This window comes from Frankia sp. AgPm24 (assembly GCF_023243055.1).
GTDB lineage: Bacteria > Actinomycetota > Actinomycetes > Frankiales > Frankiaceae > Frankia > Frankia umida.
Window position 1 is genome coordinate 180686 of the sequence record NZ_JALKFW010000004.1, and the last position, 26782, is coordinate 207467.

At 72.5% G+C, this 26782-nt stretch carries 25 protein-coding genes and 2 pseudogenes; 11 read left to right on the forward strand and 16 right to left on the reverse strand.

Annotation, left to right across the window (positions count from 1 at the left end):
- Positions 1-445: 445 nt before the first annotated feature.
- From MXD61_RS02910 to MXD61_RS02920, 3 genes are all read right to left on the reverse strand, one after another.
- Positions 446-2722 (reverse strand): sodium-translocating pyrophosphatase, encoded by a 2277-nt coding sequence (locus tag MXD61_RS02910; protein WP_248811390.1) that lies wholly within the window; start codon positions 2720-2722, stop codon positions 446-448.
- A 1263-nt stretch (positions 2723-3985) separates the two neighbouring features.
- Complete coding sequence (locus tag MXD61_RS02915) at positions 3986-4513, reverse strand: ATP-binding protein (protein ID WP_248811308.1); 528 nt, start codon at positions 4511-4513, stop codon at positions 3986-3988.
- A gap of 42 nt (positions 4514-4555) precedes the next feature.
- Positions 4556-4897: an STAS domain-containing protein gene (locus MXD61_RS02920; RefSeq protein ID WP_163548083.1), complete on the reverse strand. Its 342-nt coding sequence runs from the start codon at positions 4895-4897 to the stop codon at positions 4556-4558.
- A gap of 436 nt (positions 4898-5333) precedes the next feature.
- Between MXD61_RS02920 and MXD61_RS02925 the strand changes: the two genes are divergently transcribed.
- Both MXD61_RS02925 and MXD61_RS02930 read left to right on the forward strand, forming a co-directional pair.
- Entirely contained in the window at positions 5334-7778 is a 2445-nt protein-coding gene (locus tag MXD61_RS02925) for a DEAD/DEAH box helicase (RefSeq protein WP_374628330.1), read from the forward strand.
- A 148-nt stretch (positions 7779-7926) separates the two neighbouring features.
- On the forward strand, positions 7927-8706 hold the full coding sequence (locus tag MXD61_RS02930; protein WP_248811309.1) for a hypothetical protein: 780 nt from the start codon (positions 7927-7929) through the stop codon (positions 8704-8706).
- A 71-nt stretch (positions 8707-8777) separates the two neighbouring features.
- Here MXD61_RS02930 and MXD61_RS27860 read toward each other — a convergent pair.
- The 7 genes and pseudogenes from MXD61_RS27860 to MXD61_RS02965 form a co-directional block, all read right to left on the reverse strand.
- A pseudogene (locus MXD61_RS27860) lies at positions 8778-9173 on the reverse strand (Rv3654c family TadE-like protein); the annotation flags it as partial.
- Positions 9170-9631 carry a TadE family protein gene (locus MXD61_RS02940; RefSeq protein ID WP_248811310.1) on the reverse strand — a complete coding sequence of 154 codons (462 nt, stop codon included), beginning with the start codon at positions 9629-9631 and terminating at the stop codon, positions 9170-9172. The gene MXD61_RS02940 and the pseudogene MXD61_RS27860, both read right to left, overlap by 4 nt.
- A 17-nt stretch (positions 9632-9648) precedes the next feature.
- Positions 9649-10008 carry a DUF4244 domain-containing protein gene (locus tag MXD61_RS28630; RefSeq protein ID WP_374628333.1) on the reverse strand — a complete coding sequence of 120 codons (360 nt, stop codon included), beginning with the start codon at positions 10006-10008 and terminating at the stop codon, positions 9649-9651.
- 47 nt (positions 10009-10055) lie between these two features.
- Positions 10056-11417, reverse strand: coding sequence for a type II secretion system F family protein (locus MXD61_RS02950; protein WP_248811311.1), 1362 nt, complete (start codon positions 11415-11417; stop codon positions 10056-10058).
- The gene (locus MXD61_RS02955; protein WP_248811312.1) at positions 11414-12706 is read right to left on the reverse strand and encodes a TadA family conjugal transfer-associated ATPase; all 1293 of its coding nucleotides are present in this window, start codon (positions 12704-12706) and stop codon (positions 11414-11416) included. Before MXD61_RS02955 ends, MXD61_RS02950 begins: the two co-directional genes overlap by 4 nt.
- Entirely contained in the window at positions 12703-13836 is a 1134-nt protein-coding gene (ssd, locus tag MXD61_RS02960; RefSeq protein ID WP_248811313.1) for a septum site-determining protein Ssd, read from the reverse strand. Before ssd ends, MXD61_RS02955 begins: the two co-directional genes overlap by 4 nt.
- 236 nt (positions 13837-14072) lie before the next feature.
- Entirely contained in the window at positions 14073-15035 is a 963-nt protein-coding gene (locus tag MXD61_RS02965) for a hypothetical protein (protein WP_248811314.1), read from the reverse strand.
- A gap of 283 nt (positions 15036-15318) precedes the next feature.
- On the opposite strand from MXD61_RS02965, the gene MXD61_RS02970 reads away from it, so the two are divergent.
- Together MXD61_RS02970 and MXD61_RS02975 are read left to right on the forward strand one after the other, a co-directional pair.
- Complete coding sequence (locus MXD61_RS02970) at positions 15319-15858, forward strand: phage holin family protein (RefSeq protein ID WP_248811315.1); 540 nt, start codon at positions 15319-15321, stop codon at positions 15856-15858.
- A gap of 39 nt (positions 15859-15897) precedes the next feature.
- Complete coding sequence (locus tag MXD61_RS02975; RefSeq protein ID WP_248811316.1) at positions 15898-16812, forward strand: alpha/beta fold hydrolase; 915 nt, start codon at positions 15898-15900, stop codon at positions 16810-16812.
- Between the two features lie 18 nt (positions 16813-16830).
- Here MXD61_RS02975 and MXD61_RS02980 read toward each other — a convergent pair whose 3' ends face one another.
- Together MXD61_RS02980 and MXD61_RS02985 are read right to left on the reverse strand one after the other, a co-directional pair.
- On the reverse strand, positions 16831-18015 hold the full coding sequence (locus tag MXD61_RS02980; protein ID WP_248811317.1) for a MarP family serine protease: 1185 nt from the start codon (positions 18013-18015) through the stop codon (positions 16831-16833).
- 19 nt (positions 18016-18034) lie between these two features.
- Positions 18035-18289 (reverse strand): cupredoxin domain-containing protein, encoded by a 255-nt coding sequence (locus MXD61_RS02985; protein WP_308222668.1) that lies wholly within the window; start codon positions 18287-18289, stop codon positions 18035-18037.
- Positions 18290-18378: 89 nt separating this feature from the next.
- Here MXD61_RS02985 and MXD61_RS02990 point away from each other — a divergent pair.
- The 7 genes and pseudogenes from MXD61_RS02990 to MXD61_RS03020 form a co-directional block, all read left to right on the forward strand.
- A pseudogene (locus MXD61_RS02990) lies at positions 18379-19323 on the forward strand (nicotinate phosphoribosyltransferase); the annotation flags it as partial.
- 27 nt (positions 19324-19350) lie between these two features.
- Positions 19351-20040, forward strand: a complete 690-nt coding sequence (locus MXD61_RS02995; RefSeq protein WP_248811319.1) for an NUDIX domain-containing protein — start codon at positions 19351-19353, stop codon at positions 20038-20040.
- Positions 20041-20136: 96 nt separating this feature from the next.
- Positions 20137-20427, forward strand: a complete 291-nt coding sequence (gene clpS, locus MXD61_RS27465; RefSeq protein ID WP_163547318.1) for an ATP-dependent Clp protease adapter ClpS — start codon at positions 20137-20139, stop codon at positions 20425-20427.
- Positions 20428-20938: 511 nt separating this feature from the next.
- Positions 20939-21478: a DUF2017 domain-containing protein gene (locus MXD61_RS03005; protein ID WP_248811320.1), complete on the forward strand. Its 540-nt coding sequence runs from the start codon at positions 20939-20941 to the stop codon at positions 21476-21478.
- Positions 21479-21555: 77 nt separating this feature from the next.
- Positions 21556-21960 (forward strand): Mov34/MPN/PAD-1 family protein, encoded by a 405-nt coding sequence (locus MXD61_RS03010; RefSeq protein WP_163547291.1) that lies wholly within the window; start codon positions 21556-21558, stop codon positions 21958-21960.
- 263 nt (positions 21961-22223) lie between these two features.
- Positions 22224-22538, forward strand: a complete 315-nt coding sequence (locus MXD61_RS03015) for a MoaD family protein (protein ID WP_163547292.1) — start codon at positions 22224-22226, stop codon at positions 22536-22538.
- Between the two features lie 31 nt (positions 22539-22569).
- Positions 22570-23517: a PLP-dependent cysteine synthase family protein gene (locus tag MXD61_RS03020; RefSeq protein ID WP_163547293.1), complete on the forward strand. Its 948-nt coding sequence runs from the start codon at positions 22570-22572 to the stop codon at positions 23515-23517.
- Positions 23518-23616: 99 nt separating this feature from the next.
- Here MXD61_RS03020 and rdgB read toward each other — a convergent pair whose 3' ends face one another.
- Genes rdgB through murI form a run of 4 tightly spaced genes read right to left on the reverse strand, consistent with a single transcriptional unit; the run spans position 23617 to position 26735 of the window.
- Entirely contained in the window at positions 23617-24243 is a 627-nt protein-coding gene (gene rdgB, locus MXD61_RS03025; RefSeq protein WP_248811321.1) for an RdgB/HAM1 family non-canonical purine NTP pyrophosphatase, read from the reverse strand.
- Positions 24240-25022 (reverse strand): ribonuclease PH, encoded by a 783-nt coding sequence (rph, locus tag MXD61_RS03030; RefSeq protein ID WP_248811322.1) that lies wholly within the window; start codon positions 25020-25022, stop codon positions 24240-24242. Before rph ends, rdgB begins: the two co-directional genes overlap by 4 nt.
- A gap of 34 nt (positions 25023-25056) precedes the next feature.
- A complete protein-coding gene (locus MXD61_RS03035) occupies positions 25057-25803 on the reverse strand; it encodes an MBL fold metallo-hydrolase (protein WP_248811323.1) in 747 nt (248 codons plus the stop codon).
- A complete protein-coding gene (gene murI, locus MXD61_RS03040; RefSeq protein WP_248811324.1) occupies positions 25800-26735 on the reverse strand; it encodes a glutamate racemase in 936 nt (311 codons plus the stop codon). Before murI ends, MXD61_RS03035 begins: the two co-directional genes overlap by 4 nt.
- Positions 26736-26782 lie beyond the last annotated feature (47 nt).

Below are 26782 nucleotides of genomic sequence, written 5' to 3' on the forward strand. Positions count from 1 at the left end.
GGAGCGTAGGTCGCCCCAGTGGACTGTAGGTCCCGGATATGGCGGATGTTGCTCGTGCGGCGCGCGGTGCTGGGTCGGGCCTGGGTTGCGGGCGGGCGTCCGGCGGCTGCTGATCGAGCGCGACCCCGCCGGAGTGAAAGCGGTGCCACGCTGCACCGTACGCCGCTGCAAGGGTCCACGGAGCTTCCTGTCCGGGTATGGGCCTCGTGGTTCGACGCCCTACCCATCGCAGTCACGCTCACGCCTCGACAGCCCGTCAGGGCCCGCACGACGGTGTAACACGTCGGCGTCGGAGGGCCGGCACTCGGGGCAGCTTGATTACTCCATGTAGCCACATCTGGCCAATGGTTGGTGGTCTCGGTGCGGCGTGTCGGGGCGAACATCCATCAGCGCAGCGCCCCGTCCCCAGGTCGGTAACCGACCCGGTGGACGGGGCGCGCGCCGCTCAGGCGTTGACCGCGGCGGGATCGCGCGGCGTCGGGTGCTCGACCGGCGGGTCGTCGTCGTCCACCATCCGGCCGCGTCGCCGGGACAGGACGATCGCGGCCGCGATCACGGCCACCGCGGCCAGGGCCAGGCTGACCCGTAGCGCGGTGTTGCGGTCGTCGCCCACGGAGTACTTCACCACCGCGGGTGCGATCAGCAGGCTGACCAGGTTCATGACCTTGAGCAACGGGTTGATCGACGGGCCCGCGGTGTCCTTGAAGGGATCACCGACTGTGTCTCCGATCACAGTCGCGGCGTGGACCTGGGAACCCTTGCCGCCGTAGTTTCCGTCCTCGACCAGCTTCTTCGCGTTGTCCCAGGCACCACCGGAGTTCGCCAGGAACACGGCCATCAGCACACCGCCGGCGATCGCACCACCAAGGAACGCCCCCAACGGGGGGTATCCGAGGCCGAAACCGACCGCGATCGGGGCCAGTACCGCCAGGGTGCCGGGAGTGATCAGCTCCCGTAGCGAGTCGCGGGTGCAGATGTCGACGACCGCGCCGTAGTCCGGTCGCTCGGTGCCGTTCATGATCCCGGGCCTGGTCCGGAACTGGTTGCGTACCTCCAGGACGACCCGCCCCGCCGCCCGCCCGACCGCGTTGATCGCAAGACCGGAGAACAGGAAGACCACACTCGCACCGATGATCATCCCGACCAGGGCGTCGGGATAGGCGATGTTCAACCCGCCGACCAGGCCACGGCCGTCCTCGGCCCGCGCCCCCGCATCGACCAGGGCGGACGAGACGGTGTCGGTGAACGAGCCGAACAGGGCCGTCGCGGCCAGCACCGCCGTCGCGATCGCGATGCCCTTGGTGATGGCCTTGGTGGTGTTACCGACCGCGTCCAGCGAGGTCAGGATCGCCGCACCGGCGGCGTCCAGGTCTCCGGACATCTCCGCGATGCCCTGGGCGTTGTCGCTGACCGGGCCGAACGTGTCCATCGAGATGATCACCCCGACCGTGGTGAGCAGCCCCGTACCGGCCAGCGCCACGGCGAACAGCGCCATCGTCACGCTGCCCGAACCCAGCAGATAGGCCCCGAACACGGCCGCGCTGATGAGCAGGGCCGAGTACACCGCGGACTCCAGGCCCACCCCGATGCCCGCCAGGATGTTCGTCGCCGGGCCCGTGGTGGACGCCCTGGCGATGTCGCGCACCGGCCGCCGGTTCGTCGCGGTGAAGTAACCCGTCAGTATCTGGATGGCGGCCGCGAGCGCGATACCGATCAGAACCGCGCTGGCGGCGATGACCCGGGGATCACCCGACTGGGTGCTGCCCGCCATCCCCGGCAGTTCGGCGACACTGCCCGGCAGATAGGTCACCGCCACGACGACCGAACCGACCGCCGACACCACGGCCGACACGAAGAACCCCCGGTTGATCGCGGCCATGCCGTCGCGGTCCCGTGGCCGTGGCGACACCGCGAAGATCCCGATGACCGCGGTCACCACACCGACGGCGGGAATCAGCAGCGGGAACACCAGCCCGCGCTCCCCGAAGGCGCTCACCCCGAGGATCAACGCGGCCACCAGGGTCACCGCATAGGACTCGAACAGGTCCGCCGCCATACCCGCGCAGTCGCCGACGTTGTCACCGACATTGTCCGCGATCGTCGCGGCGTTACGCGGATCGTCCTCGGGGATACCCTGCTCCACCTTGCCGACCAGGTCGGCACCGACATCGGCGGCCTTCGTGAAGATTCCCCCGCCCACCCGCATGAACATCGCCAGCAGAGCCGCACCGAACCCGAAACCCTCGAGGACCTGCGGCGCGGCGTCCCGGAACACCAGTACCACCACGGCCGCGCCGAGCAGCCCCAGCCCGACCGTGAACATACCGACGACACCACCCGTGCGAAACGCGATCCGCACCGCCGCCCGTTCACCATGGGTCATCGCCGCCGCCGCCGTCCGGGTGTTGGCCCGGGTCGCCAGCGACATACCGACGAATCCCACCAGCGCCGAGAAAACCGCGCCGATCACGAAGAAGACCGAACGCCCGACACGGGCTCCGGTATCTTCGGCCGGAAGCAGAAGAAGGACGAAGGGGATGACGACGACAAAGCCGGCGAGGGTGCGAAACTGCCGGCGCAGGTAGGCCGCCGCACCCTCCTGCACCGCGCGGCCGACCTCCCTCATCCGCGGCGTGCCGGCATCGGCCTTCAGCACCTCGCGGACCAGATAGCCAGCCACGACCAGAGCCAGCACCCCGACGATCGCCACACCACTGACCAGGCCGACCGATTCACCACCGAAATCTGTGCCCGTACTCTCGGCCGCAATCACCTTCGCCGCACTCCTGACGGCCTGACCAGGCACGAAATCGCCAGTCGTCAGCCCGTTCACGCCGCTCAGCCCGTTCACTGTCGCCTCGGTGGCCTGGCCGTGTGCCGAGACCTCGGCCGCCAGGCTGTGGATCGGGGACATGGCTCCTCCCGGTCTGCTCTGTGCGCCCTCCGCCGGTTTGAAAAGCCCGCCAATGGCCGCTGTCAACGGCCTCGGTGGGACGGGATGCCGGCGGCCGGGCATCGCATCCGGCGACGTCCGGGTAAAGCCGTCAGAACTACCCTGCTTCGGGAAGTTTCGGCGGGTTGATCGGGGAGCACAACGGCATCTCGCGGCGGTTCGGATCAACCGCCGTCGGATGCGGGAAGTCTAGCCACCCAGTGTGATGTGCGCTGCATTTTCGCCGATCGCACTGCGCGTCGACCTTCGATTTCGCACCGTCCGGTATCCGGCTTTGCACCATCCGGTATCCATGGCCGGCGCCTTGGGCGTCGTATCGCGGGCAGCCGGCCGCGCGACCCGGACAATTCACTCTTTTCGCACAAATGATGCCCGATGTCTGCTTCCGTTCGCCACCTTGAGGGGCAGGGCGGCGAGATGCCGAGGGTTGTTCGGGGATTGCTGCCCCGATTTTCCAAACAACCCTCGGCGTGCCATCGAATATCCCTCGGCATCGTGCCGATTCGCTCCTGTGTTCCACCGCACCGCACTGCTGCGCCAGCGCATTGTTACCATTTGCGTGTGGACAGGCACGAACATCGTGGCGATGGGGTCGGACGGCCATGGCGCCGAGGTGATCCGCTGATCCGGCATCCTGTCGAGGTCCGAGGACGGACTCGGATCTCGTTTTCTGGCCAGGTCTCGACATGATTCGACCAGGGCCTTCGTTCACCCGATATATACAGAAATAGGCGACTGCCGACTGCCGGAGTGCGGTGGCCGGCGGGTGGGGCGCCAAGCGCTCCGGCCCGCCGGATTCACAGCCACGCTCATGGCATGCCGAGACAGGCTCGGCCTCGGCACACCGAACCCCCTCCGCATGTGGCCTCAGCCGGGTGCCGGGTGCCGGGTGCCGGGTGCCACCGGGGCGCCAGGCGCACCGGGGCACCGGTACGCCGAGGTGCTGAGCGAGGCCCGGAGGGCCAGGCGAGGCATCGGTATGCCGGGCGCGGCGTCTGGCCGTGCGGCCGTCGCGCGGTGCGGCGTGGGGGGTTAGAGGATGGGGTCGGACGGGGCGACGGCGGGGCCGGTGTGCCAGGTCATGGCGACGATGGTGCCGACCCCGTCGGCTCCGCGGCTGATCTGTACCTCGTCGACCAGACCCTCGATCAGGGCGAGTCCGAGGCCGGGGGGGAATCCGCCGTCGGCCGCGGATTCCTCTTCGGCTGGTTCGGACCACCAGGGCGGTGCGGCCGAATCCGGCTCGAGGTCGAGCAGGGTGGAGGCGGTGACAAGGCCGCCGTCCGGGCCGGGGGCCACCTCGTCCCCGCTCTGACCGCGATCGGCGACGGTGATGGTGAAGGCGTCCGGTGTCTCGGTCAGTGCGACGTGCACTGGGGACTGCGGCGCGTGCCGGCGGTTGACCCGCACCGCCCGGGCGCATGCCTCCGTGACTGCCAGCTTGATCTCGTCGGCAGCGCCAGCAGGTACTCCGGCGCGCCGACTGACCGCCGTGGCGATCATTCGAGCGGTGCGGACGTGCCCGTTCAGGGCGGCGAACCGCAGCTCAACGGTGGGCATACGGTATGCCTGCCTTTCCGAAGGCGTGATGTCCGAGTGGAGTCACTCGTGCGCGGCGAGAGCGTCCTCGACGGACGAGTGGATCGGGAACACCTTCGTCAGGCCGGTGATCCGGAAGATCTTGAGGATGCGCTCCTGGGTGCAGACCAGGTGCAGCGAACCGTCGTGCGCGCGGACTCGCTTGAGCCCGCCGACGAGAACTCCGAGACCCGTCGAGTCGAGGAACTCCACGCCCTCCATGTCCACGACGAGGTGGTATGACCCGCCGGAAACCAGGTCGATCAGCTGCTCACGCAGCTTCGGGGCGGTGTAGACGTCGATCTCGCCGCCCACCACCACGACCGTGTGGTTGCCTTCCTGGCGAGTCGTGAGGGACAGGTCCACGGATCCTCCTCGGTGCCTCAGTGGTTCTACTGTGATCAGTGGTTCTACTGTGATCGGTGGTTCTACTGTGATCAGTGTCTCAACGGTGGTCACCGTTTTGGTGGTGCCTCGGTGTTGCGGTGGTGTCGCGATGCTGCGGTAGCTCGGTGTGACGGTGTCTCCCGGGCATCGGGAGACCGACATCACGGCGCCATTACCCTCCCATGAGGAGGATCAATCCGGTGGCCCACGACTCGGGTCGCAGATCTCCGCGCCGCCGTGGTCTCACCGGTGCCGTCTGCTCGAAATCTATCCCCGATCTTGGCTGTCAGGGGGGCGGTCCGCTGTCCTGACTCCTCGCGGGGGTCGGATTGTCCCGCGGATGATGTTCTGTCGTCCATTACCGCCGTGCCGGTGGTGGCGACGGCGCATATTCTTGGCCATCGTGGATTCTCCGGTGGCCGTGGAGGGCGGAAACGGTCGCCCGGCGGGTGGTGCGTCCGGCGGTGCGGTGGCGCTCGGTGCCGCAGTGGCGATCGGCGAGTCGGCGGTGCTCGCCGATCTGCGGGCGGATGTGCGCCGGGCCCGGTGCGTGACCCATGTGGAGCCGGTCGCCGCCCGCGTGGGGCAGCGTTCACCCTGGCCGGACTGGGTTGACCCGGTGTTGCGTGGGCGGTGGGTGGCCGCGGGTATCGACGAGCCGTGGACGCATCAGGCGGCCGCGGCCGAGGCCGCGCACGCGGGGCACAGCGTCGTGTTGGCGACGGGCACCGCGTCGGGTAAGTCGTTGGGGTACCTGATGCCGGTGCTGTCGCGGTTGCTCGCGGAGCCGTCCGCCCGGGCGATCTATCTGGCGCCGACGAAGGCACTCGCGCATGACCAGCTGCGCGCGGTGCGGGCCCTGCGGCTGTCCGTGCGGGCGGCGACCTTCGACGGGGACACGCCGCCCGCCGAACGCGACTGGGTGCGCGCGCACGCCGGTCTCGTCCTGACGAACCCCGACATGCTGCACCGCGGGATTCTGCCGAGGCACCGGCAGTGGGCCCAGTTCCTGCGCGGCCTACGGTTCGTGGTCATCGATGAGTGCCACGGGTACCGAGGGGTCTTCGGCGCGCATGTGGCGGCCGTGATCCGGCGGTTGCGGCGGATCTGTGCTCGTTACGGTGCGAAGCCGGTGTTCCTGCTCGCGTCGGCGACCGTGTCGGACCCGGGTACCTCGGCCGGTCGGCTCACCGGGCTTGACGTCCAGGTCGTGGATGTCGACGGTGCCCCACGTGGCCCGATGGACTTCGTGCTCTACGAACCTCCGCTGCTGTGGACGGGACCACCTCGAACGAACACCCCCACCTCGGACGACGACACCCACCGCGGTGACGGCGGTACCCAGGGTGACGGCGGTACCCAGGGGGAGGGGGAGAACGGTGCGCCGGTGCGGCGATCGGCCACCGCGGAGGCAGCCGATCTGCTGGCGGATCTTGTCGCCCAGGGCGTGCGCACGCTGGTGTTCGTGCGCTCGCGCCGGTCGGCCGAGGTGGTGGCGGTGGGGGCTCGCCGGGCGCTCGGCCTGGTCGAGGCCGATCTCGCCGATCGGATCGCCGCCTACCGGGCCGGCTACCTGCCGGAGGAGCGCCGCGAGCTGGAGCGGGCGCTGCGCGCGGGGGAGCTGCTGGGGGTCGCGGCCACCTCGGCGCTCGAGCTCGGGGTGGACATCAGCGGCCTGGACGCGACGGTCACCGCGGGGTTCCCCGGGACACTCGCCTCGCTGTGGCAGCAGGCGGGCCGCGCGGGCCGCGATGGACGGCGATCGCTGGCGGTGCTCGTCGCCCGGGACGATCCGCTGGACACCTACCTCGTCCACCATCCGGAGGCCGTGTTCGGTCGGCCGGTGGAGGCCAGCGTGTTCGACCCGGACAATCCCTACGTCCTGGGTCCGCACCTGGAGTGTGCGGCTGCTGAGCTGCCGTTGGCCGATGACGATCTTGAACTGTTCGGTCCGGCGGCGCCGCGGGTCGTGGACGACCTGGTCCGCCGCGGCCGGCTGCGACGGCGTCCCACCGGCTGGTACTGGACGCAGCGCACCCGCCCGGACGTCGACATCCGCGGCACCGGCGGCCCACCGGTACGGATCGTGGAGGCGTCCACGGGCCGGCTGCTTGGCACCGTGGACGCCGCCGCCTCGCACAGCTCCGTGCATCACGGCGCGGTCTACCTGCATCAGGGGTCGAGCTACGTGGTGGACGAGCTCGACCTCGACGAGTCGGTCGCGTTCGTGCACGAGGAGTCGCCGGCCTGGACGACGGTTGCCCGCGAGCACACCGACATCCGCATCGTGGCGTCCACCCGGGAGCGGATTCTGCCGGCGGTGGCCGTGCACCTGGGTGTGGTCGAGGTGACCAGCCAGGTCGTCGGCTTCCAGCGGCGGATCGTCGCGACCGGCGAGGTCCTCGGCCAGGAGCCGTTGGACCTGCCGCCGCGCCAGCTGCGGACCCGCGGTGTCTGGTACACCGTCACGGACGAACTGCTCGCCGACGCCGCGGTGACCCCCACCGAGGTGCCGGGGGCGGTGCACGCCGCCGAACACGCGGCGATCGGGCTGCTGCCGTTGTTCGCGACCTGCGACCGCTGGGACATCGGCGGTGTCTCGACCGACCTGCATCCCGACACCGGACGCACCAGCGTGTTCGTGTACGACGGCCATGCCGGCGGCGCGGGATTCGCCGAACGGGGATTCCTGCGTTTCGGGGAGTGGCTGGCCGCGACCCGGGACGCGGTGCGTGCGTGTGAATGCCCGGCGGGCTGCCCGTCCTGCGTGCAGTCGCCCAAATGCGGTAACGGAAACGAGCCATTGGACAAGGCAGCGGCGGGCCGGCTGCTCACGGCGATCACCGGCCTGATCAGCTGAAACGCGGATCACCCTGAGCCTTCGGCGGTTGCCGTGGCTCTTCGTGGTTGCGCGGTGGGGTGACCGGGGTACGCCGAGATCGTCGGCTTGGCGCAGCGGGACCCCTCCCGCGGACGGTCTGGAGGTCTCGGTGGTAACCATCGGTGTTGTGGTGTTGCTGGTGGCAGGCGTCTTCACCGCGGATCTCGTGTTGGAGAACAGTGGCCACACCGAAGTCATGATCATGGGTCAGGCGTTGTCGTTCGATATCTGGGGGCTGTTCGTGCTCGGCCTCTGCGCCGGCGTACTCGTGATCGCCGGCGTGCAGCTGCTGCTGCACGGCATGGCCCGCGACCGCGACCGTCGGCGGGTCCAGCGCCAGCGGGAGCGCGACCTCGCCGCGCTGACCCGCGCGGTACCTCCCCCCGCCACCACCCCGAGCCCGGCTCCCACCACCCCGCGCTCGACGACCCCCGCCGAGCCGCGTCCGGCTGCCACCGCGCCGCGTCCGGCCCCTGCCGAGCCGCGTCCGGCCACCGCTGTCGTGTCGCGGCCCGCGACGGCCGCCGCGTCCCGACCCGACCCGGTGGCCGCGTCCACCAGCGGTCCCGTCTCCTCCTCCCCGCGTCCCGCTGGACGTACCGAACAGGCTGTCGCCGGGGGTGCGGCGTCGGCCGCCGGTGGTCGTCGCGACGGCGCGTCGGTGGACGGCCAGCCAGCCGCCAGCCGGGCCGCGGAGCGGATGCCCACCCCGTCGCGGTCCACGGCTTCGCCGGTGCCCAGGGACTCGGGCGAGGCGGCCCCGGCGGCTCAGCCGCAGCCGGTCACGCCTGCGCGTCGTGGTGACCGCATCGTCGCCCGGGTCGCCGACCTGGCTCGTGGCAATCGCACGTCGTCCGCTGAGTCCACCGCACGCGACACGGCCACCCCTGCCAACGTCCGGTCCTGAGCGGGCCGTCCGTCGCCGGGGTGGCTCACCGGCTGGTACACCCCGGGGGCACGGGCCCATGGTCCGGCGCGGGCTGTGCTGGTGACGCTGGTCCGAAGGCCGAAGATCAGGGGCAGCGGCACGCGGACGGTGACCTCCACCGCGTCGGCGACGATGCGACATCCAACCAGGTGGGCCCCGTCCAGCTCGCTGACCCGCGCGGCCTGGGCACAGGCGGTCTCGGCGTCGGCCGGTGGCAGACCGGCCGCGGCCAGCGCCGCGAGATCGGCCGCGGTGGCCGCCCGGGTGCGCACCGTACCGATCGTGGTCAGTGTGAAGGCGACCCCAGCCAGCCACATCAGAAGGAAGAGCACCGCGAGCAGCCAGACCGTCGCCGAGCCGTCATCGGAACGGCCGGAGGTGCCGCGGCCCGCGCCTGGACCGTGCGCGGGAAACCCGGCCCGGGTGGGCGACGGAAATCCGCTCATGTGCCGCCGCCGTCACCGCGGTGGATCTCCTCGCCGCCAGGGCTGTCCCCATCGGGGTCGGCCACCGGGGGCGGGTTCGACTCGGCCGGGATGACGGCGTGGGCGGACACGACCTGCCGCAGCCCGTTCTGCCCCAGGGCCGCCATCCCGATGCTCGCCGACACCTCGACGTCGATGAGACCGTCGTGGCGGGACAGCCGCACGGTGGCGTGCGGGGGCGCCGCCGCGGCGGCCGCGGCGGTGACGATCGCGTCCGATTCGCCGCGGGCTGCGAGTCGGGCACCGATACCGGCCGCGTTGCCGCAGCGTCCCTGGCCGAACAGGACGGCGAGCATCCATACGGCGAGCAGGAACACCGCTACCAGGGATGGGAGCCCGACCGCGAGCTCCGCGGTGGCCTGACCACGATCGTCGTCATCGCGGTCGGCGGGCCGTGGCTGTCGGCCGAGTTCGCCCACGCCACGGTCACCGCCGCTCAGAACGTCCCCGCCAGGGCGCGCTGCACCAGACCGGCGACCGCGGCCTTGGCCGCCGAGCTGGTCACGGCCGCGTAGAGCACGCCGGCGAACGCGACGGCGGCGAGGGTTCCCACCGCGTATTCGGCCGTGGACATGCCCCGGTCGCGCCAGTCGCGAGGACGGCGGCACCAGGCGACCAGCGCGCGCCCGAGCACCCGGCCAGCGGAGCTGGAACGGCCAACCGGAACAGGACGACCAGCTTGCATGCGGCGACCAGCTTGCATGCGGCGACCACCTGGGGTGCGGCGGCGGGCCGGGGCCGAGCGCCGCCCCAAGAAGGTGATGCGGCGGGACGTTCTGGGCGAAGGCGACGACATGGGAGTCCTCCGGGCAGGGGCAGGGCGGGACGACGAGTGGGTGCAGGTCAGGTGCCAGCCAGGGCCTGGGCCGGTAGCAGCGCCGGCAGGGTGCCGAGCACCAGGGGAACGACGCTGATCAGAAGAAAGGCGGGGAGGAAGCACAGCCCGAGAGGCGCCACGGCGAGCACCCCGGCTCGCCGGGCCGCGGCGATGGTCTCCGCGTGGCTCTCGGCGCGGGCTCGTTCGGCCAGGCGGGTCAGGGCCGCCGCCGGCCGAGCCCCGGAACGGTGCGCCCGGTCGAAGGCGGTGACCGCCGTCTGGGCCAGCGCCGGCCATCGGGAGCTCGGCGAGCCCCGCGGGCCACGCCACTTCCACCGGCCGAACAGGTCGAGCCTGTGCCGCGGCTGGGTGGCGGCGACCAGGTCGGCGCAGGCCGAGGGCACGTCCGCGCCCGCGGCCAACGCACGCGCCGCGGCCCGCAGTTGTTCCCCCAGCTCCCCGCCGGTGGCGGAACCGACCGCCACGAAGGCCGCGCCGAGTGTCGCGCCGCTGCGCAGCGCCGCCGCGATCAGGTCGAGGGCAAGCGGAAGATCAGCGAGCAGGCGCGCGCGCCGAGCCCCGGCGTCGGGCCGTGCTCTGGCCCGACGCTGATCGTCACCGCCTGTGACATCCAGGCGGTGGGCATCGACGGCCACCGGGCCGGCGCGCCGTTGCACCCCGTCCGCGAAGGCCCGTAACCAGCGCAGGCCGACGAGATCGGCGAGCCCGCCGATCAGCAGACAGGCGACACCGGCCGGGGTGGCCAGCAGGGTGTGCAGCACCGCGGTGCCGGTGAGCGAGCCCAAGGCGATCCCGGCGATCGGCAGGGCGGCGACCAGCCGGCCGGAGGCCCGCGGCCCGGCCAGCGCCGCGGACAGTTCCGCGGCGCGCACGGCATCGGAGCGGGCGAGCGCGGCGAGCATCTCGGCGACGGGTGCCAGCCGGGCGCCGGCCCGGGTGCAGACCCGGTAGGCGATGCCGAGCTGACGGACCGACCCTGCCTCGGACACGCACAGCACATCGCCTGGGTCGTCCGCCGCCGCGAGCGCGGCCGCCAGCCGGTCGAGCGGAATCCACCCTGATCCGGTTCGGCCGCCGCCCGGGATGGCCGCGGCGCGCCGCGCGGTCGCCAGCACACCGCTCGCCGCGGCGTGGAGTGCGACCGCGGGTGGTCCGCCGGCGTCGAGCTCGGCGGCGACGGCGGCGAGGAGATCCTCGGCCCGCGCCCGCACCCGCGCCTGATGGTGGCGGCGCCGGGCGTGGCCGCCGGCGCGATACAGACAGCCGGCGGTGACGGCCATCACCACCGCCGCCACCGGGCCGGCGAACAGCCAGGCCAGGACGCCGCTGGCCGCCAGCGCGACGGCGGCCGGCGCCCGGCCGGTCACGCTGGCCCCCGGATCAGACCGGGGAGCTCGGCCAGCGCCGGCAGAGCGACCCCTCGGGCACTCAGCAGGCCACGCAGCAGCGGAAGGCCGGGCGCGGCCACCGGACCGGCGCCCCGCCGCTCGCCCGCCGCGGGCGGGGTGGCCAGCGCCGGCACGACCCGGACCAGGCCGTCCGCGGTGCGGTGGAACACCCCGATCGCGTGGACCCGCCGGTGCCCCTGGGCATCACGGCGCAGGTGCACGGCCGCGTGCAGGGCCGCCGCGACGTGACTGTGCACGGCCGCTCGCGACAGCCCGGCGAGGGCGGCGAGCGCCTCCAGTCGGGTGGGCAGCGAGGCGGTGTCGTTCGCGTGCACCGTGCTCAACCCGCCCTCGTGCCCGGTGTTCAGGGCGACCAGCAGGTCAAGGACCTCCGGCCCGCGAACCTCACCGACGACAAGCCGGTCCGGGCGCATCCGCAGCGCCTGCCGGACCAGATCACGCTGGGTGATCTCACCCGCGCCCTCGATGTTGGGTGGTCGCGCCTCCAACCGCACCAGGCCGGGTCTTTGCACGACGAGTTCGGCCGTGTCCTCCACCAGGACGATGCGTTCGCCCGGGCGCACCGCGCCCAGCAGCGTGGCGAGCAGAGTGCTCTTGCCGGTACCGGTGCCGCCGGTCACGACGATCGCGAGCCGGGCGGTCAGGACCGCGTGCAGGACGGCGGCCACCGCCGGGCTGATCGTCCCGGCGAGCAGCAGCTCGTCAAAGGTGAACGGATGCCGCCGTGGCCGCCGCAGCGACAGGCAGGTGCCGCGCAGGGCGGTCGGCGCGAGCACGGCGTGCATGCGGGTGCCGTCCCGAAGCAGGACATCGGCGAAGGGCATGGCCAGGTCCAGCCGCCGGCCCGCCGCGGCCGCCAGTCGGATGGCCAGGCGCCGCACGGCTTCCTCATCGGTGAATCTGACCGACGTTCGGGTCAGCCGGCCGCGCCGCTCCACCCAGACCTCATCGGGGCTGTTGACCAGGACATCGGTGACGTGCGGGTCGGTGAGGAACTCCTCGAGCGGACCGGCCCCGACCCCACCCACGCCCCCGTCCCCGCCGCGGAGCCCGTCCCCATCCCGCGGGCCGTCCCCGAGCCTTCGCCGGTTTCCAGGCCCCGCCCCGCCGCCGAACCCGGCGCTGGCGGTGCGCGCCTCCTCGGTGCCGCGGGCCGTCGTCCTGCGGGCCGCGGGGGTGGGCGCCGGCCGGGCGGCCGGCCCGGATGGCCGGCGAGGCTGCGATGTTCGGGCCGACTGGAGCGTCATGGCCGGGCTCCCGAGCCGCTGCCACCGGCGGACCGGACGTCGAGCAGCCCCAGAGCGGTCAGCAACTGGTCGTCGAACGCGGACGGCACGCCGGCCAGCACCCCGGCGACGGGCACGCCCAGGGCGCGGCCGACCTGCTCCGGGATCTGCGGCTGCGCGGGTGGACGGCCCGACGCCGAAGCGTGCGACCCGGCCTCCGACGGCGCGGCCTCCGACGGCCCGGCGGCGGGTGGCGGGGTGCCGTTAAGACGGATCACCGCGCGCACGTCGGCGCAGTGCCGGGAGATGGCCGTGGCGACCCGTCGCGCCGTCATCACCGACTGCGGGTTCGCCCGCACCAGAAGCAGGACAGTGCGGCAGGCGGCGACGGCGACGGCGGCCGCGTCATCCGGCTGCCACGGCAGGTCCACCACGGCCAGATCGGACGTGGCGTGGGCGGTGGCCAGCAGATCGGTCATGGCCAGGGACGAGAGTTCGGGCCCGGCCTGCTCGTCCCAGGTGATCACCGAGAGTTCGCCCCGGCGCTCCCCGCCCGCGGGGAGCCCGACCCCGGGACCAACGCCGAGCTTCCCACCGCCATCCCTGACCGCGGGAATCAGACAGGTGAAACCGGGCTCGAGCCCACCGCCCCGCGGATCGGCGTCGATGAGCATGGTGCGCAGGTCGTTGCGCAGCGCGGCGAGGGCAAGCGCCACGGACAGCGTCGAGGAGCCGCTGCCCCGCCGGCCGGCGACCACCCCGATCGTGGCGCAGGGGGTTCGGTCGGCATCGCAGAACTCGGCGAAGGCCGCCGTGAGCCAGCCCGCCGCCGCCGGCAGGAAAAGCACATGGTCGGCGCCAAGGTCGGCGCCGTACTCCCACACCCGCTTGTTGACGGTTCTGTCACCGATGAGCACGAGTCGCGGTCGCGGTGGCAGGCCGGCGGCAAGGCACGCCGCGGCCCGGTCCATGCCCACGACCACGAGGGGCGCGGACACCCAGCCCTGGCGCACGGTGGACGGATCGAGCGCGACGGTCGGCTCCACCGCGGCGGCGTCGGTCAGCCGGAGCAGCCTTTCCAGCAGCTCTGGCTGGCCGGTCACCAGCAGCGGCCGGTGCGGCTGCCCGCCTGCGCCGTGATCGGAGGGCACGGGGCCCGTCGGCGGGGGAGTTCTGGCCGGCGGCGGCGTGGCGGTCGGCGGGGGCAGCGCGGGGGACATGGCGCCTCGATTCCCGGTCGGATACGAGCGGACCGGACCACCATGCGCCATCGAAGGCCCTGTGGATGACGGTCATCCACAGGGCGCCAAATCGGTAAACTGGTTGTTTGCCCGTAAGGCGGCAAGCCTGCGTGACCAGGGACTCCGCCAGTCCGCCGGCCAGCCGCTCAGGCGCGGGAGAGGGCCTCGCAGATGGCCAGGGAGTCCCGGGCGGCCAGCTCCAGCGCCCGGGCGCTGTGACGCAGCCAGGCGATCACACCGGCGGTGCCACCATGCACATAGGCGTCGGCCGCGGCGCGGTAGTCGAGCACGGGCGCGGCTGGTGATTCGTCCGTCGGCTGGTCCGATTCGGGGCCGCCGGCCTCGAGATGCCCGACGTCCGTCGCGGTGAGGGCCTTCGGGTCGAGCCCACGGCTGACCAGTACCAGCCGGGCGGCCGCGCGGGCGATCACACCGTCCAGGACGCCGAAGGGGCGTAGCGCCAGCAGCTCGCCGTGCACGACCCCGGCGACGACGATCGCCGGCGCGGTGGTCGGGGCGACGAGGAGCCTGGTCAGGCCGTCGAGACGGACCGAGGCCTCCATGGTGCTCGGCGGCGGTCCCAACCGCAGCGGATCCATCAGGTCCGGTCCGCCGGCGTCCGGCCGGGGGCGGCCGAGGAGTTCGTCGGGCAGGACTCCGCGTCCGAGCAGGACGTGCATGCGGGCCAGCGCCTGCCGGGGCGCGCGCTCCCAGGCCGGGGCGAGGATGCCGAGTTCGCCGTAGAGGCGGACCGTCCCCAGCACGACCGGCAGCGCCGGGTCGATGCCGCTGGTGGGCACCGGGCCGCTGGTGGGCACCGGGCCGCCGGTGGACGCCGGGTCGCCGGGGATGTCGCTGTTGGCGTCCTGGAGATGCTGGCGGAGCAGGTCCAGGCTGACGTCGTGGCCCTCAAGGCTGGCCGAGGCGCGCGCGGCACGCAGCGACGCCTCGGTGGTGACCTCGGCGCTCTGGCGACGCAGGACACGGTGCCGCAGCAGCGTGTCCACCGCCGCGCGGGCGGAGTCCGCCGCTTCGCGGACGCCGGGCAGGGCGGCGACGCGGGCCAGCGGATCGTCGGTGAGCACTGGTCCGGACGGGCGGGAGTTCACAGTGAGCACGCTACCGGTATGGGCCACCCGCGGGAGGCGAGCACCGTTCGGTGCGACCGGGCCGGCGGGCCTGTCACAGCCACCGCCGACCCTCGGTTCGACCTGCCCGTGGATGCGCCGCGGGGCGGTCGGGTCGGCGGGGTCACAGGACCACAGCCGCGTCGTTTGGCCCCGACCACCGGTCAGGCGGGGCAGACTGCGCTAGAGGGGCCGGTCGGCCGTGGCATCCGGGCCGTTCGGGTGGTGCGGTGGCAGGTCGCACCGAGGTGAGGGAGGACCAGGGGTGTCGTCGACTAGTGCCGGCAGGACCAGGGAGGGCCGGGAGCCCTCGTTGGGTGAGCTGGTGGCCCTGGCCACCCGGGACGTCTCACTGCTCGTCCGCCAGGAGATCGACCTGGCCAAGGCCGAACTGACCCGGCAGGCCACCTCGGCCGCGCTGGGGATCGGCGCCCTGGCGGTGGCCGGCGGGCTCGGGCTGTGCGCGCTGATCGCTGTCACGATCTTCCTCGGTGAGCTGTTCACCTGGGCCGGTCTGGAACGGTACTGGTCCTACCTGATCACCGCCCTGCTGTACCTGGTCGTGGCGGGCATCCTCGCGTTGTTCGCGGTGACCAGATTCCGCCGGCTGTCCCCGCCCGAACGGACCATCCAGACCGTCAGGGACGACATCGCGTTTCTGCGTCGGCCCACCGGCGCACCGAAGCCCGCGGGCCCCGCGCCCGCCACGGCCTCGTGGTCGCACGACCCGGCGACCCCTCAGGCGTCCCCGACACACGGCCAGCGTCCCGTCCCCGGCCAGCCCGCGGTACCGGACGGCCGGTAGCCGTCCGGCTCGGCCACCGATCTGCCATCCTGGCAGGCGATGGAGGACAGCGTTCCAGAGCCAGCCAGTGTCCTGCTCGACGGGCCGTGGCAGCACCGTGACGTGTCCGCCAACGGGACCCGCCTGCACGTCGCCGAGCAGGGCCGTGGCCCGCTGGTCCTGCTCCTGCACGGATATCCGCAGTTCTGGTGGTCGTGGCGGCATCAGCTGGTGGCACTGGCCGACGCGGGGTACCGGGTCGTCGCCCCCGATCTGCGCGGTTATGGCGCAAGCGACAAACCGCCCCGCGGCTATGACGCGTTCACCCTGGCCGACGACGTGGCCGGGCTGATCCGCGCCCTCGGGGAGCGCGACGCGGCCGTTGTCGGTCACGACTGGGGCGGTCTGCTCGGCTGGACGCTGGCGGCCCGCCATCCCGCCGCGGTGCGTCGCCTGGCGGTGCTGGCGATGGCCCATCCGTTGCGGCTGAGGCACGAGATCGCCGCCGATCCACGTGGGCAGGGCGCGGCCAGCCGGCACCTGTTCGGCTACCAGCTGCCCTGGCGCCCGGAGCGGATGCTCGTCGCCGCCGACGCCGCCCACGTGGCGACGCTGCTGCGGACCTGGGGCGGCCCGGGCTACCCGGACGCCGAGGCCGAACGGCGCTACCGCTCGGCGATGCGCATCCCCGGGGTCGCCCACAGCGCGCTGGAGTACCACCGCTGGGTGTTCCGCTCCCTGTTCCGCCCGGACGGCATCCGGTTCACGGCCGCGCTGCGCCACTCGTCGCGGATCGACACCCTGCAGATCCACGGCGCGCTGGACCGCGCCCAGCTACCGACGACCGCCCAGGGCTCCGGGCGCTACGTCAGCGGCACCTACACCTGGCGGCTGTACGACGACGTGGGGCACTTTCCGCACGAGGAGGCGCCGGCGGCGGTCAACGCCGAGCTGCTGCGCTGGCTGGACGCCTGAGCGCCGCTGAGGTGCCGCTCAGGCACAGCCCTGGGTGCTGACGGGGGTGGTGGCCACACCGCCCGCGGTCGCGGCGGAGGCGACCTCGGTGGCGCTGAGCACGTAGCCGGTGTCGGAGTCGCCGATGGCGGCGGCGAACACCACGCCGAGCACCGAGCCGTCCAACGCCAGCAGCGGACCGCCGGAGTTACCGGGCAGGACCTGCCCGCGCACCGAGTAGATGTCGCGCACCACCGAGCCGTGCTCGTAGATGTTCGCCGCCCGGGCCCGCTGGTGTACCCGGACCCGCGCGGCGACCGTGGTGTACGGGCCGTCCTCGGGGTAGCCGGCGATCACCGCCGGCTCCTGCGCGCCGGCCGCCGGTGCGGTGCGCAACCGCAACGGCGGACGGGTCAGGTCGGGCACGCTCAGGACGGCGATGTCACGGTCGGGATCGAACAGGACGACCTGGGCGGGAAGCACACCGCCGGCGAGCACGATCGTCGGTTGGCGCACACCGGCGACCACATGGGCGTTGGTCATCACCCGTTGCGGGGCGAACACGAAACCGGACCCCTCGACCCGCTCGTTGCAGGACCGGGCCACCCCGCGGATCTTCACGATGCTGGCCGCCGCGTCGCGCACACCGGTCGCGGCGGTCGTCGCCGGGTCCGGCGGGGAGGCGGAGATGATCCGTTCGCCGCTCAGGCCGGAGAAGACCTCCGGGAAGCCCTTGCTGTCGGCGATCTGGCGCAGGTCCGCGAACGTCTGACGGACCCCTCCGGGCATCTCGCCGTCCACGGCGGCAAGGACACGGGAGTCCTGCACCGAGCGGGCGAGCGAGGTGAACGGCGAGCGCTGGACGGCGGTGGCGAGCAGCCAGGCGACCAGCAGCACCGACAGGCCGGACAGGACCGCCCCGGCGGCCGCGTCCACGGTTCGACCGGGACGCCAGGTCAGCCTGTCCCGCGCGGCGGCGCCCAGGGCGGTGCCGGCGACCTGCCCGACCATGGCGAGCCCGAGCACCACGAGCAGGCCGATGAGCGCGCCGTGCTCGCGCTGGCCGATCGCCTCGGTGAACGGCTTCGCGATCTTCGCGCCCAGTACGCCGCCGCCGAGAAAGCCGACGAACGACAGCAGACCGACCAGAAAGCCCTGCCGGTAGCCGGAGATCGCGAACAGGACGATGAGCAGCAGCAGGGCAAGGTCGAGCAGGTTGGGCACGCGGCTCCCCCGACCCGGCTCAGGTGATCTTCAGTGTTGCCGTCATGTTGGCATGGATGGTACAGACGATCTGATAGCTGCCCGGCTCCGTCACCGTGAAGGTGACGCTCTGTGAGTTTCCGGCCGACACGATCCGGGTGAACGCGCCGTTGACGCGCGGGATGACGAAGTTGTGCGGCGCCGATCCCGCGGGTACCGAGAAGTCCACCCTGATCTTCCCGGGCTTCGCCACCAGTTCGCTGGCCGAGAAGGTCATCGACGGCAGGCCGGACACCGCGAACACCTGGACGCCGCCCGGCCCCGGCTGGGCGGCGAGGGTCGGCCCCTGCGCCGCCGGCCGGCCCCCCCCCCCCCCCCCCCCCGCGGCCCTGCCTGGAGATGGGTTCGCGGCGCACCCACGAGGCGGCGGCCGTCGCGGCCGCACGAGCCGCCTACGTCGCCGGGTTCACCGCCACCTCGAACCTGGAGGCCGGTCGCACCTACGGCGTGCCCGGTGTCGGCACCAGCGCGCACGCGTTCACCCTGGCGCATCCAAGCGAAGCCGAGGCGTTCGCCGCCCAGGTCCGTGCGCTGGGCGCCGACACGACCCTGCTGGTGGACACCTACGACGTCGCCGACGGAGTGGCCGCGGCGGTCGCGGCGGCCGGCCCACGGCTGGGCGCGGTGCGCATCGACAGCGGTGACCTTGCCGCACTCGCCCGCGCCACCCGCGCCCAGCTCGATCGCCTCGGCGCCCCGAACACCCGCATCGTCGCCACCGGTGACCTCGACGAACACGCCCTCGCCCGGCTCGCCTCGAGTCCGCTCGACGGCTACGGGATCGGGACGAGCCTGGTCACCGGCTCCGGCGCGCCCACGGCGGGCTTCGTCTACAAACTGGTCGAGGTGGACGGCGCTCCCGTGGCGAAACGCTCGGTGGGCAAGGGCACCCGGGGCGGGCGCAAGCGGGTCCTGCGCCGTCACGATCCGGCCGGTCGGGCGGTGGCCGACATCGTGCTGACCGCCGCCGCGCCCGGACCCGAGCCCACGACCTCGCCCGACGCCGCCCTCTCGCCCGACGCCGCGACCTCGGTCCGTTGGGCGGGCGCCGCCGCGTCGTCCGGGGTGACCGAGAACAGCCGCGACCGGGAGCTGCTGCGCCAGCTCGTGGTGGGCGGCGAACTCGCCGAGGAGGGGCTGGTCGGGCCGGCCGGCACCGCGCGAGCCCGCGCGCACCACGCCCAGGCCTTCGCCGCCCTGCCACGAGGGGCCCGCGACGTCGGGTTCGGTCAACCCTGCCTGCCCGTCGTCCACACCGCCGGGCCCTGACCGGCGGGGACCGGCCACACTGGAGGTGTGTCACCGCCCGCCGTCGCCGTCAGCGTGGACCTTGTCCTGCTGACCCTGCGTTCGGGTCAGCTGTGTGTGCTGCTGACCCGGCGGGCGGGCACCGACGTCTGGACGCTGCCCGGCGGGTTCGTCGACGGCGACGAGGATCTCGACACCGCCGCCGCCCGGCAGCTGGCGGCCCGGGCCGGGGTGACCGCGACCGGTCATCTCGAACAGCTGCGCACCTACGGTGGTCCGCACCACGGGCCGTGGATCTCCGGTGTCAGCGTCGCCTACCTCGCCCTGCTCCCTGACCTGCCCGACCTGCTCGCGACCGAGCCCGAGCCGGCAGGCCGGGCCTGCTGGTGCCCGGTGGACGCCCTGACCAGCCCCCCGGAGCGGGTGCTCGCGCCCGACCATCTGCGGATCGTGGCCGACGGTGTCGAGCGGGCCCGGGCGAAGCTGGAGTACACCCCGCTGGCCGCGGCCTTCTGCGAGGACGAGTTCACCCTCGCCGATCTGCGTCGGGTCTACGAGGCGGCCTGGGGCGTCGCCCTGGACCCGCCGAACTTCCGGCGCAAGGCGCTGTCCACCCCCGGCTTCGTCGTGCCGCTGGGACGACGCACCTCGCCGCCCGGGGGGGGCCGGCCGGCCGAGCTCTACAGCCGGGGCCCGGCGACCGCGCTGCATCCACCGCTGCTGCGCCGCTCGGTCTGACCGGCCGCTCGGTCTGACCGGCCGCTCGGTCGGACGGGTCGCTCGGTCGGACGGGTCGCTCGGTCCGTGGGCGCCGAAGGCGTCACAATAGGCCTCGTGTCTGTCACCGCCGTGTCGCCCCTCGACGTCGAGGAGGTCGACGAGTCCGTCGACGAAGATCGGCCGTGGGTCACGATCGTCTGGAACGATCCGATCAACCTGATGTCGTACGTGACGTACGTGTTTCAGAAACTGTTCGGCTACAGCCGGGCGAAGGCCCATGAGCTCATGCTCGATGTCCACCACAAGGGCCGGGCCTCGGTCGCCACCGGTACCAGGGAGGAGATGGAAACCGACGCTGCGCGCCTGCACGCCTACGGGCTGTGGGCAACTATCGCGCAGGACTGACCGCGCCGTCCGCCCGATATCCCGGGTCCGCGCGCCGGGCCCGGGATATCCCGATCCCCTCCGCATACATTCGATCGGCCAAGCCGAAACCGGCGCCGGGGAAGCAGTCCCTGGTGGCGACACCGGCTGCTATCGCCGGACGTGAAGGTAATACGTCTACGGCCTTGTTCTGGAGCGATGTCTCCGGTCCTCGCGAATCCGACCCGCTTCGTGCCGGGTTTCTTGTATTCCTGTCAGGGTGGCCAGATTTTCGCCCCCGCGTGGGCGTTCAGCATCCGTCCTGATGATCTCGTCCTCGGTCAAGCGGGGTGTGCGCGACCGGATCGTCCGGGCTACCCCCATCCGGGGTTCCCAGGCGCCGGGCGCTCGCCCCGGTCCCCACAGGTGCCTGGCACCGGCTGGCCGGATGGCCCGATCCGGCCAGGTCGCCGTACGGGTCGCCCGCCGGGTCGCGGCGGCGGCTGGACTAGGCTGGCGTCGGACGCGCGCTGGACGAACAGGACGTGAGGACGTGCCCGCAGATGGCTTCCGGCGCACCAGGGCCGGCATCGAGCTGAGCCTGCCCGAGTTGGAGGCGGCGCTGCTCACCGAGCTCGTCGGTCAGATCGACGGCATGCTCGAACCACCGCCGGTGGAGGATCCGCTGGAGGCGCTGGTCGGGCTGCGCGACACCGCCCCACCGCCACCGGATGACCCGGCGCTGTCCCGCCTGCTGCCCGACCCGTACCCGGACGACCCGATGGCCTCGGGGGACTTCCGGCGCCGTCGTACCGACGACCTGCTCGCCCGCAAGCGTGAGGCGGCCCGCCGGGTACTGGCCGCGGTGCCGGCTCCCGGCCGGGTGCTGGTGCTCGACGAGACCGCGGCGCAGGACTGGCTGACCACGCTCAACGACCTGCGTCTGGTGCTGGGTACCCGGCTGGGTCTCACCGACGACGACTCGACGGGCGAGCTCGAACACCTGGCCGCCGACGACCCGCGCCGGCCGCTGGCGGCCGTGTACGGGTTTCTCACCGAACTGCTCGACGACCTCACCCGGGCGCTGGGCTGAGCGACCCGAGTCCGATCACCTGGGTCAATCGTCGCAGCCGCGAGCCCATCGCCCCGTCCGCGTCGTACGGTGGGCCAGTGCTGCGAATCGACCGTGCCTGTTATGAGGCGATTGTCGCTCATGCCCGGCGTGACCACCCGGACGAGGCGTGTGGCGTGGTCGCCGGGCCCGCGGGCTCGGACCGGCCGGAGCGGTTCATCCCGATGGAGAACGCCGAGCGCTCACCGACGTTCTACGCGTTCGACTCCATGGAGCAGCTGCGGGTCTGGCGGGAGATGGACGATCGCGACGAGGAGCCTGTCGTGATCTACCACTCGCACACCGCGACCGAGGCCTACCCGTCACGGACGGACATCTCGCTGGCGGGCGAGCCCGGTGCCCACTACGTGCTGGCGTCGACCCGGGAGCCCGACAGCATCGAGTTCCGCTCGTTCCGGATCCTCGACGGTCAGGTCACCGAGGAGCCGGTGGAAATCGTCTGACCTGTCCGGGCGTTATCCTCCCCGACGTCGCCCGCCGGACACCGTCGTCCGGGGCCCGCACGTCCCAGCTGTCGCCGCCCGGGTCCAGGGGTGCAGGGGTGCAGGGGTGCAGGGTCACGGGGCGTCGGCGGGCCCAGGCGCCGGGTCCGCGGTGCCGTCCGGGCGTCCAGCAGCGATACGAGCCCGAGCAGCCAGCGGTCAGTAGCCAGTAGCCAGCAGCCAGCACAGTTCGAGCAGTCAGACACAGCCGCGAAGGGAACATCATGGCAGTCCAGGTCCGTGTGCCGACGATCCTGCGTACCTACACGGGAGGTGCGAAGCTGGTCGAGGGCGCGGGCGACACGGTCGCCGATCTCTTCCGTGACCTCGACACCCGCCACGACGGTCTGCGTGGCCGGCTGGTCACCGGGGATGACGGCGCCGAGCTGCACCGGTTCGTCAACATCTACATCAACGACGAGGACGTGCGTTTCCTCGGCGGGCTGGACGCGAAGCTCAAGGACGGCGACGAGGTGACCATCCTGCCGGCGGTCGCGGGCGGGGCGGGTGGGTTCGTGCGTCCGCTCGCCGCCGGCTGAGCCGGCCAGATCGAAGCGGCAGGTCCGACTGATGCGATACGACTCCCTGGCCGACTCGGTCGGCCGGACCCCGCTGGTCGGGCTTCCGCGACTGTCGCCGTCGCCGGAGGTCCGGCTGTGGGCGAAGCTGGAACAGGACAACCCAACCGGCTCGATCAAGGATCGAGCCGCGCTGTGGATGATCGCGGACGGGGAGAAGCGTGGGCTGCTCTCCCCGGGCGCGACCGTGCTGGAGCCGACCTCCGGGAACACCGGGATCTCGCTGGCGATGGTCTGTCGCCAGCGCGGCTACCGGCTGATCTGCGTGATGCCGGAGAACACCTCGGTGGAGCGACGTCAGCTGCTGGCGATGTGGGGCGCCGAGATCAGGTACTCACCGGCGGCCGGTGGCTCCAACGAGGCGGTCGCCGTCGCCAAGCGGCTGGCCGCGGAGAACCCCGACTGGGTCATGCTCTACCAGTACGGCAACCCGGCCAACGCCCAGGCCCACTACGAGACGACCGGGCCGGAGATCCTCGAGGATCTGCCGGAGATCACTCACTTCGTCGCCGGTCTGGGTACCACCGGCACCCTGATGGGCACCGGCCGGTACCTCAAGGAGCACGTGCCCGGCATCGCGATCGTCGCCGCCGAGCCGCGTTACGGTGAGCTCGTCTACGGCCTGCGCAACATCGACGAGGGTTTCGTGCCCGAGCTCTACGACCCGTCGGTGCTCACCACGCGGTACTCGGTCGGCCCGCGGGAGGCCCTGCGCCGCACCCGGGAGCTGGTGCAGGAGGAGGGCATCTTCGCCGGCATCTCCACCGGTGCCATCCTGCACGCGGCGATGGCCCTGGCGGACCGGGCCGTCCGGGACGGGCAGTCCGCCGAGATCGCGCTCATCGTCTGTGATGGTGGCTGGAAGTACCTGTCCACCGGTGCCTACGCGGGCACCCTCGAGGAGGCCGAGGCCGCCCTGGAAGGCCAGCTCTGGGCCTAGGGGCAGCCACGCTGGCCCGGGGTTCAGCCGCTGGCCCCGGCGGGGCGGTGCTGAACTCGGGCTGGCCCGCCCCGGGGGGCGGGCCAGCCCGAGCGGGTGTCAGCCGGCCGCTGTCAGGATCGGGCCGAGCTGGCGGGCCAGCTCGCGAAAGGCCCGGCCGCGATGGCTGATCGCGTCCTTCTCCGGGGCGGTCAGCTCGGCGTTCGTACGGGTCTGGCCCTCGGCGAGGAACAGCGGGTCGTAGCCGAAACCGGCCGTACCCCGGGGCGCGGCGAGCAGCTCACCGCGCAGCTCGCCGTGGGTGACCAGTTCGACACCGGCGGGCGTGACCAGTGCGGCGGCGCAGACGAACGCGGCCCCGCGGCGCGGCGCGGGCACGTCGTCGAGCTGCGCCAGCACCAGGGCGTTGTTCGCCTCGTCCCGTCGCTCACGGGTGCCGCCACGTAGCCCGGCCCAGCGCGCGGAGCGCACCCCGGGCATGCCGCCGAGCTCGTCGACGGCCAGGCCCGAGTCGTCGGCGACCGCGGGCAGGCCGGTCAGCTCGGCGGCCGCGTGTGCCTTGATCAGCGCGTTCTCGGCGAAGGTGGTGCCGGTCTCGGCCACCTCCTCGCCGTCGGGCAGACCCACCAGCTCCACGTCCAGGCCGCTGGCAGCGAGGATGCGGCGCAGCTCCACCAGCTTCGCCGCGTTGCGACTGGCGAGCACCAGCCGGGTCGGCCCGCTCACCGCGCACCCGCCGCGGCCCGGTTACCGGACGAACCGGCACCGCCGCGGCCCAGGGGCGCCGGCCCGGCCGGGGCTGGGCCGGCCAGCGCCTCGCTCTGGAGAGCGGACAGCTGCGCGCAGCCGCGCACGGCGAGGTCGAGCAGACTGTCGAGCATCGCCCGGTCGAACGGCGCGCCCTCCGCGGTGCCCTGCACCTCGACGAAGCCCTCCGCGCCGGTGCACACCACGTTCATGTCGGTGCCGGCGGTGGAGTCCTCGGTGTAGGCCAGGTCGAGCATCGCCTCGCCGCCGACCACACCGACGCTGACCGCCGCCACACTGGTGGTGATGGCCTGCGGCCGGCCCAGCCAGCGGGCCGCGTCGACGAGGGCGACGTAGGCACCGGTGATCGCGGCGGTGCGGGTACCACCGTCGGCGAGCAGGACGTCACAGTCAATGGCGATGGTGTTCTCGCCGAGGGCCGACAGGTCGATGCAGGCCCGCAGGCTGCGGCCGATCAGACGGGAGATCTCGTGGGTGCGCCCGCCGACGCGCCCGCGCACCGACTCCCGGTCGTTGCGGGTGTTGGTGGAGCGGGGGAGCATCGCGTACTCCGCGGTGACCCAGCCCAGCCCGCTGCCCTTGCGCCAGCGGGGGACGCCGGTGGTCACCGACGCGGCGCACAGCACCCGGGTACGGCCCGCGGTGATGAGCGCCGATCCCTCGGCGTGCTCCTGCCAGCCGCGCGCAATGGTCACCGGACGCAGCTCGTCCGGCTTTCTGCCATCAACTCGAGTCACGTCGTGACCCTACCGGCCAGGCCGAAGGCGGCGATCAGACCTCGAAGGTGGCGCCGGAACTGGCGACGGTGAGCTGGCCGTCGAACGCCGCGGCCGCCTCCTGCTGCGACCGGGCCGCGTTTCCCCAGGGCACCAGATGGGTGAGCACCAGATGCCCGACGTCGGCGCGCTGGGCGTGCTCGCCGGCCTCCCGGCCGGTCAGATGCAGGTCGGGCGGGTTGTCCTCGTCGTCCAGGAAGGACGCCTCGCACAGGAACAGGTCGCTGTCGCGGGCCAGCCGCACGAGCCGGTCACACGCGCCGGTGTCACCCGAGTAGGTGAGCACCTTGTCGCCGTCGGTGATACGCACGCCGTAGGCCTCGATCGGATGGGCGACCCGGGTCAGATCGATGCGGTACGGCCCGATGCGCAGGCAGCCGGCGCCTATGGTCCGGAAGTCGTAGATGTCGGCGAGACTGTCCTCGGGCCGCTTCTCGAACGCGCCGCACAGTCGTTCCTGGGTGTTGATCGGCCCGTAGACGGGCAGCTTCGGCGGCATGCCCTCCGGGTGGTAGCGCCGGGCGTAGGAGTTCGCGACCAGGTCCAGACAGTGGTCACCGTGCAGGTGGCTGAGCAGGACGGCATCGATGTCGCGCAGGTCGCAGTGCCGCTGCAGCTCGCCCATCGAACCGTTACCCGCGTCGACGACCAGTCGGAACCCGTCCGCCTCGATCAGGTACGACGAACAGGCCGAGGCCGGGCCCGGGTACGTGCCGGAACATCCAAGAATGGTCAGTTTCACCGTGGCACCACCGGACTCTGCGGGCTGGAATGACTCTGCGGGCTGGAATGACTCTGCGGGCTGGAATGACTCTGTGGGCTGACGAGGTTTTTCGGGCCGAGATGGCCGGACTGGCCGGGAGTAACCGGCTCGCCGGGCTGCGGCACGCCGCGGACGGCGAGCAGCTCCGGGCCGAGGAAGCGGCGGCCCACCCGGGTGAAGGACGTCGGATCACCGGTGGTCAGGAACCGGTGTGTGGGCGGGGGCAGATCGGGGTCGCGGAACAGGCCCTCGCGGGCCAGCACGCGGTAGGTGTCCTTCGCCGTCTCCTCGGCGCTGCTTACCAGTGTCACGCCATCCCCCATCACAAGGCCAATCACACCGGTCAGCAGCGGATAATGGGTGCAGCCCAGGATCACGGTGTCAACGTCGGCTTCCTGCAGGGGCGAAAGGTACGCCTCGGCGAGGCCGAGCAGCTGGCGTCCCGCGGTGGTGCCCCGCTCGACGAAGTCCACGAACGCGGGGCAGGCGGCGCTGGTCAGTTCGATGCCGGCGGCCGCGGTGAACGCGTCGTCATAGGCCCGGCTGGTGATCGTCGCGACGGTGCCGATGACGCCGACGCGACCGCTGCGCGTGGCCGCCACCGCCCGCCGGGTGGCCGGCATGATCACTTCGATGACCGGGACGTCGTAGCGTTCGCGGGCGTCGCGCAGGCAGGCGGCACTGGCGGTGTTGCAGGCCAGCACGAGCATCTTCACCCCCTCGGCCACGAGACGGTCGAGGCATTCCAGTGCGAACCCACGGACCTCGGCGATCGGACGTGGTCCATACGGGGCCCGTGCGGTGTCACCCAGATACACCAGCGGTTCGTGCGGCAGCTGGTCCAGAATCGCGCGGGCCACGGTGAGACCGCCGACCCCGCTGTCGAACACTCCGACCGGCGCGCCACTCATGAGCGATCAGACTAAGCCGGAAACCCGGCGCTCACCCTGTGGCTGTC

What these genes read in the sequence shown, in the direction of transcription:
- MXD61_RS02915 (WP_248811308.1), bottom strand. Translation starts at nt 4,513, where the DNA reads ATGCCCACCGTTGAGCTGCGGTTCGCCGCCCTGAACGGGCACGTCCGC.
- MXD61_RS28630 (WP_374628333.1), bottom strand. Translation starts at nt 10,008, where the DNA reads ATGTCGTCGCCTTCGCCCAGAACGTCCCGCCGCATCACCTTCTTGGGG.
- MXD61_RS02955 (WP_248811312.1), bottom strand. Translation starts at nt 12,706, where the DNA reads ATGACGCTCCAGTCGGCCCGAACATCGCAGCCTCGCCGGCCATCCGGG.
- MXD61_RS02975 (WP_248811316.1), top strand. Translation starts at nt 15,898, where the DNA reads ATGGAGGACAGCGTTCCAGAGCCAGCCAGTGTCCTGCTCGACGGGCCG.
- MXD61_RS03015 (WP_163547292.1), top strand. Translation starts at nt 22,224, where the DNA reads ATGGCAGTCCAGGTCCGTGTGCCGACGATCCTGCGTACCTACACGGGA.
- MXD61_RS03020 (WP_163547293.1), top strand. Translation starts at nt 22,570, where the DNA reads ATGCGATACGACTCCCTGGCCGACTCGGTCGGCCGGACCCCGCTGGTC.
- murI (WP_248811324.1), bottom strand. Translation starts at nt 26,735, where the DNA reads ATGAGTGGCGCGCCGGTCGGAGTGTTCGACAGCGGGGTCGGCGGTCTC.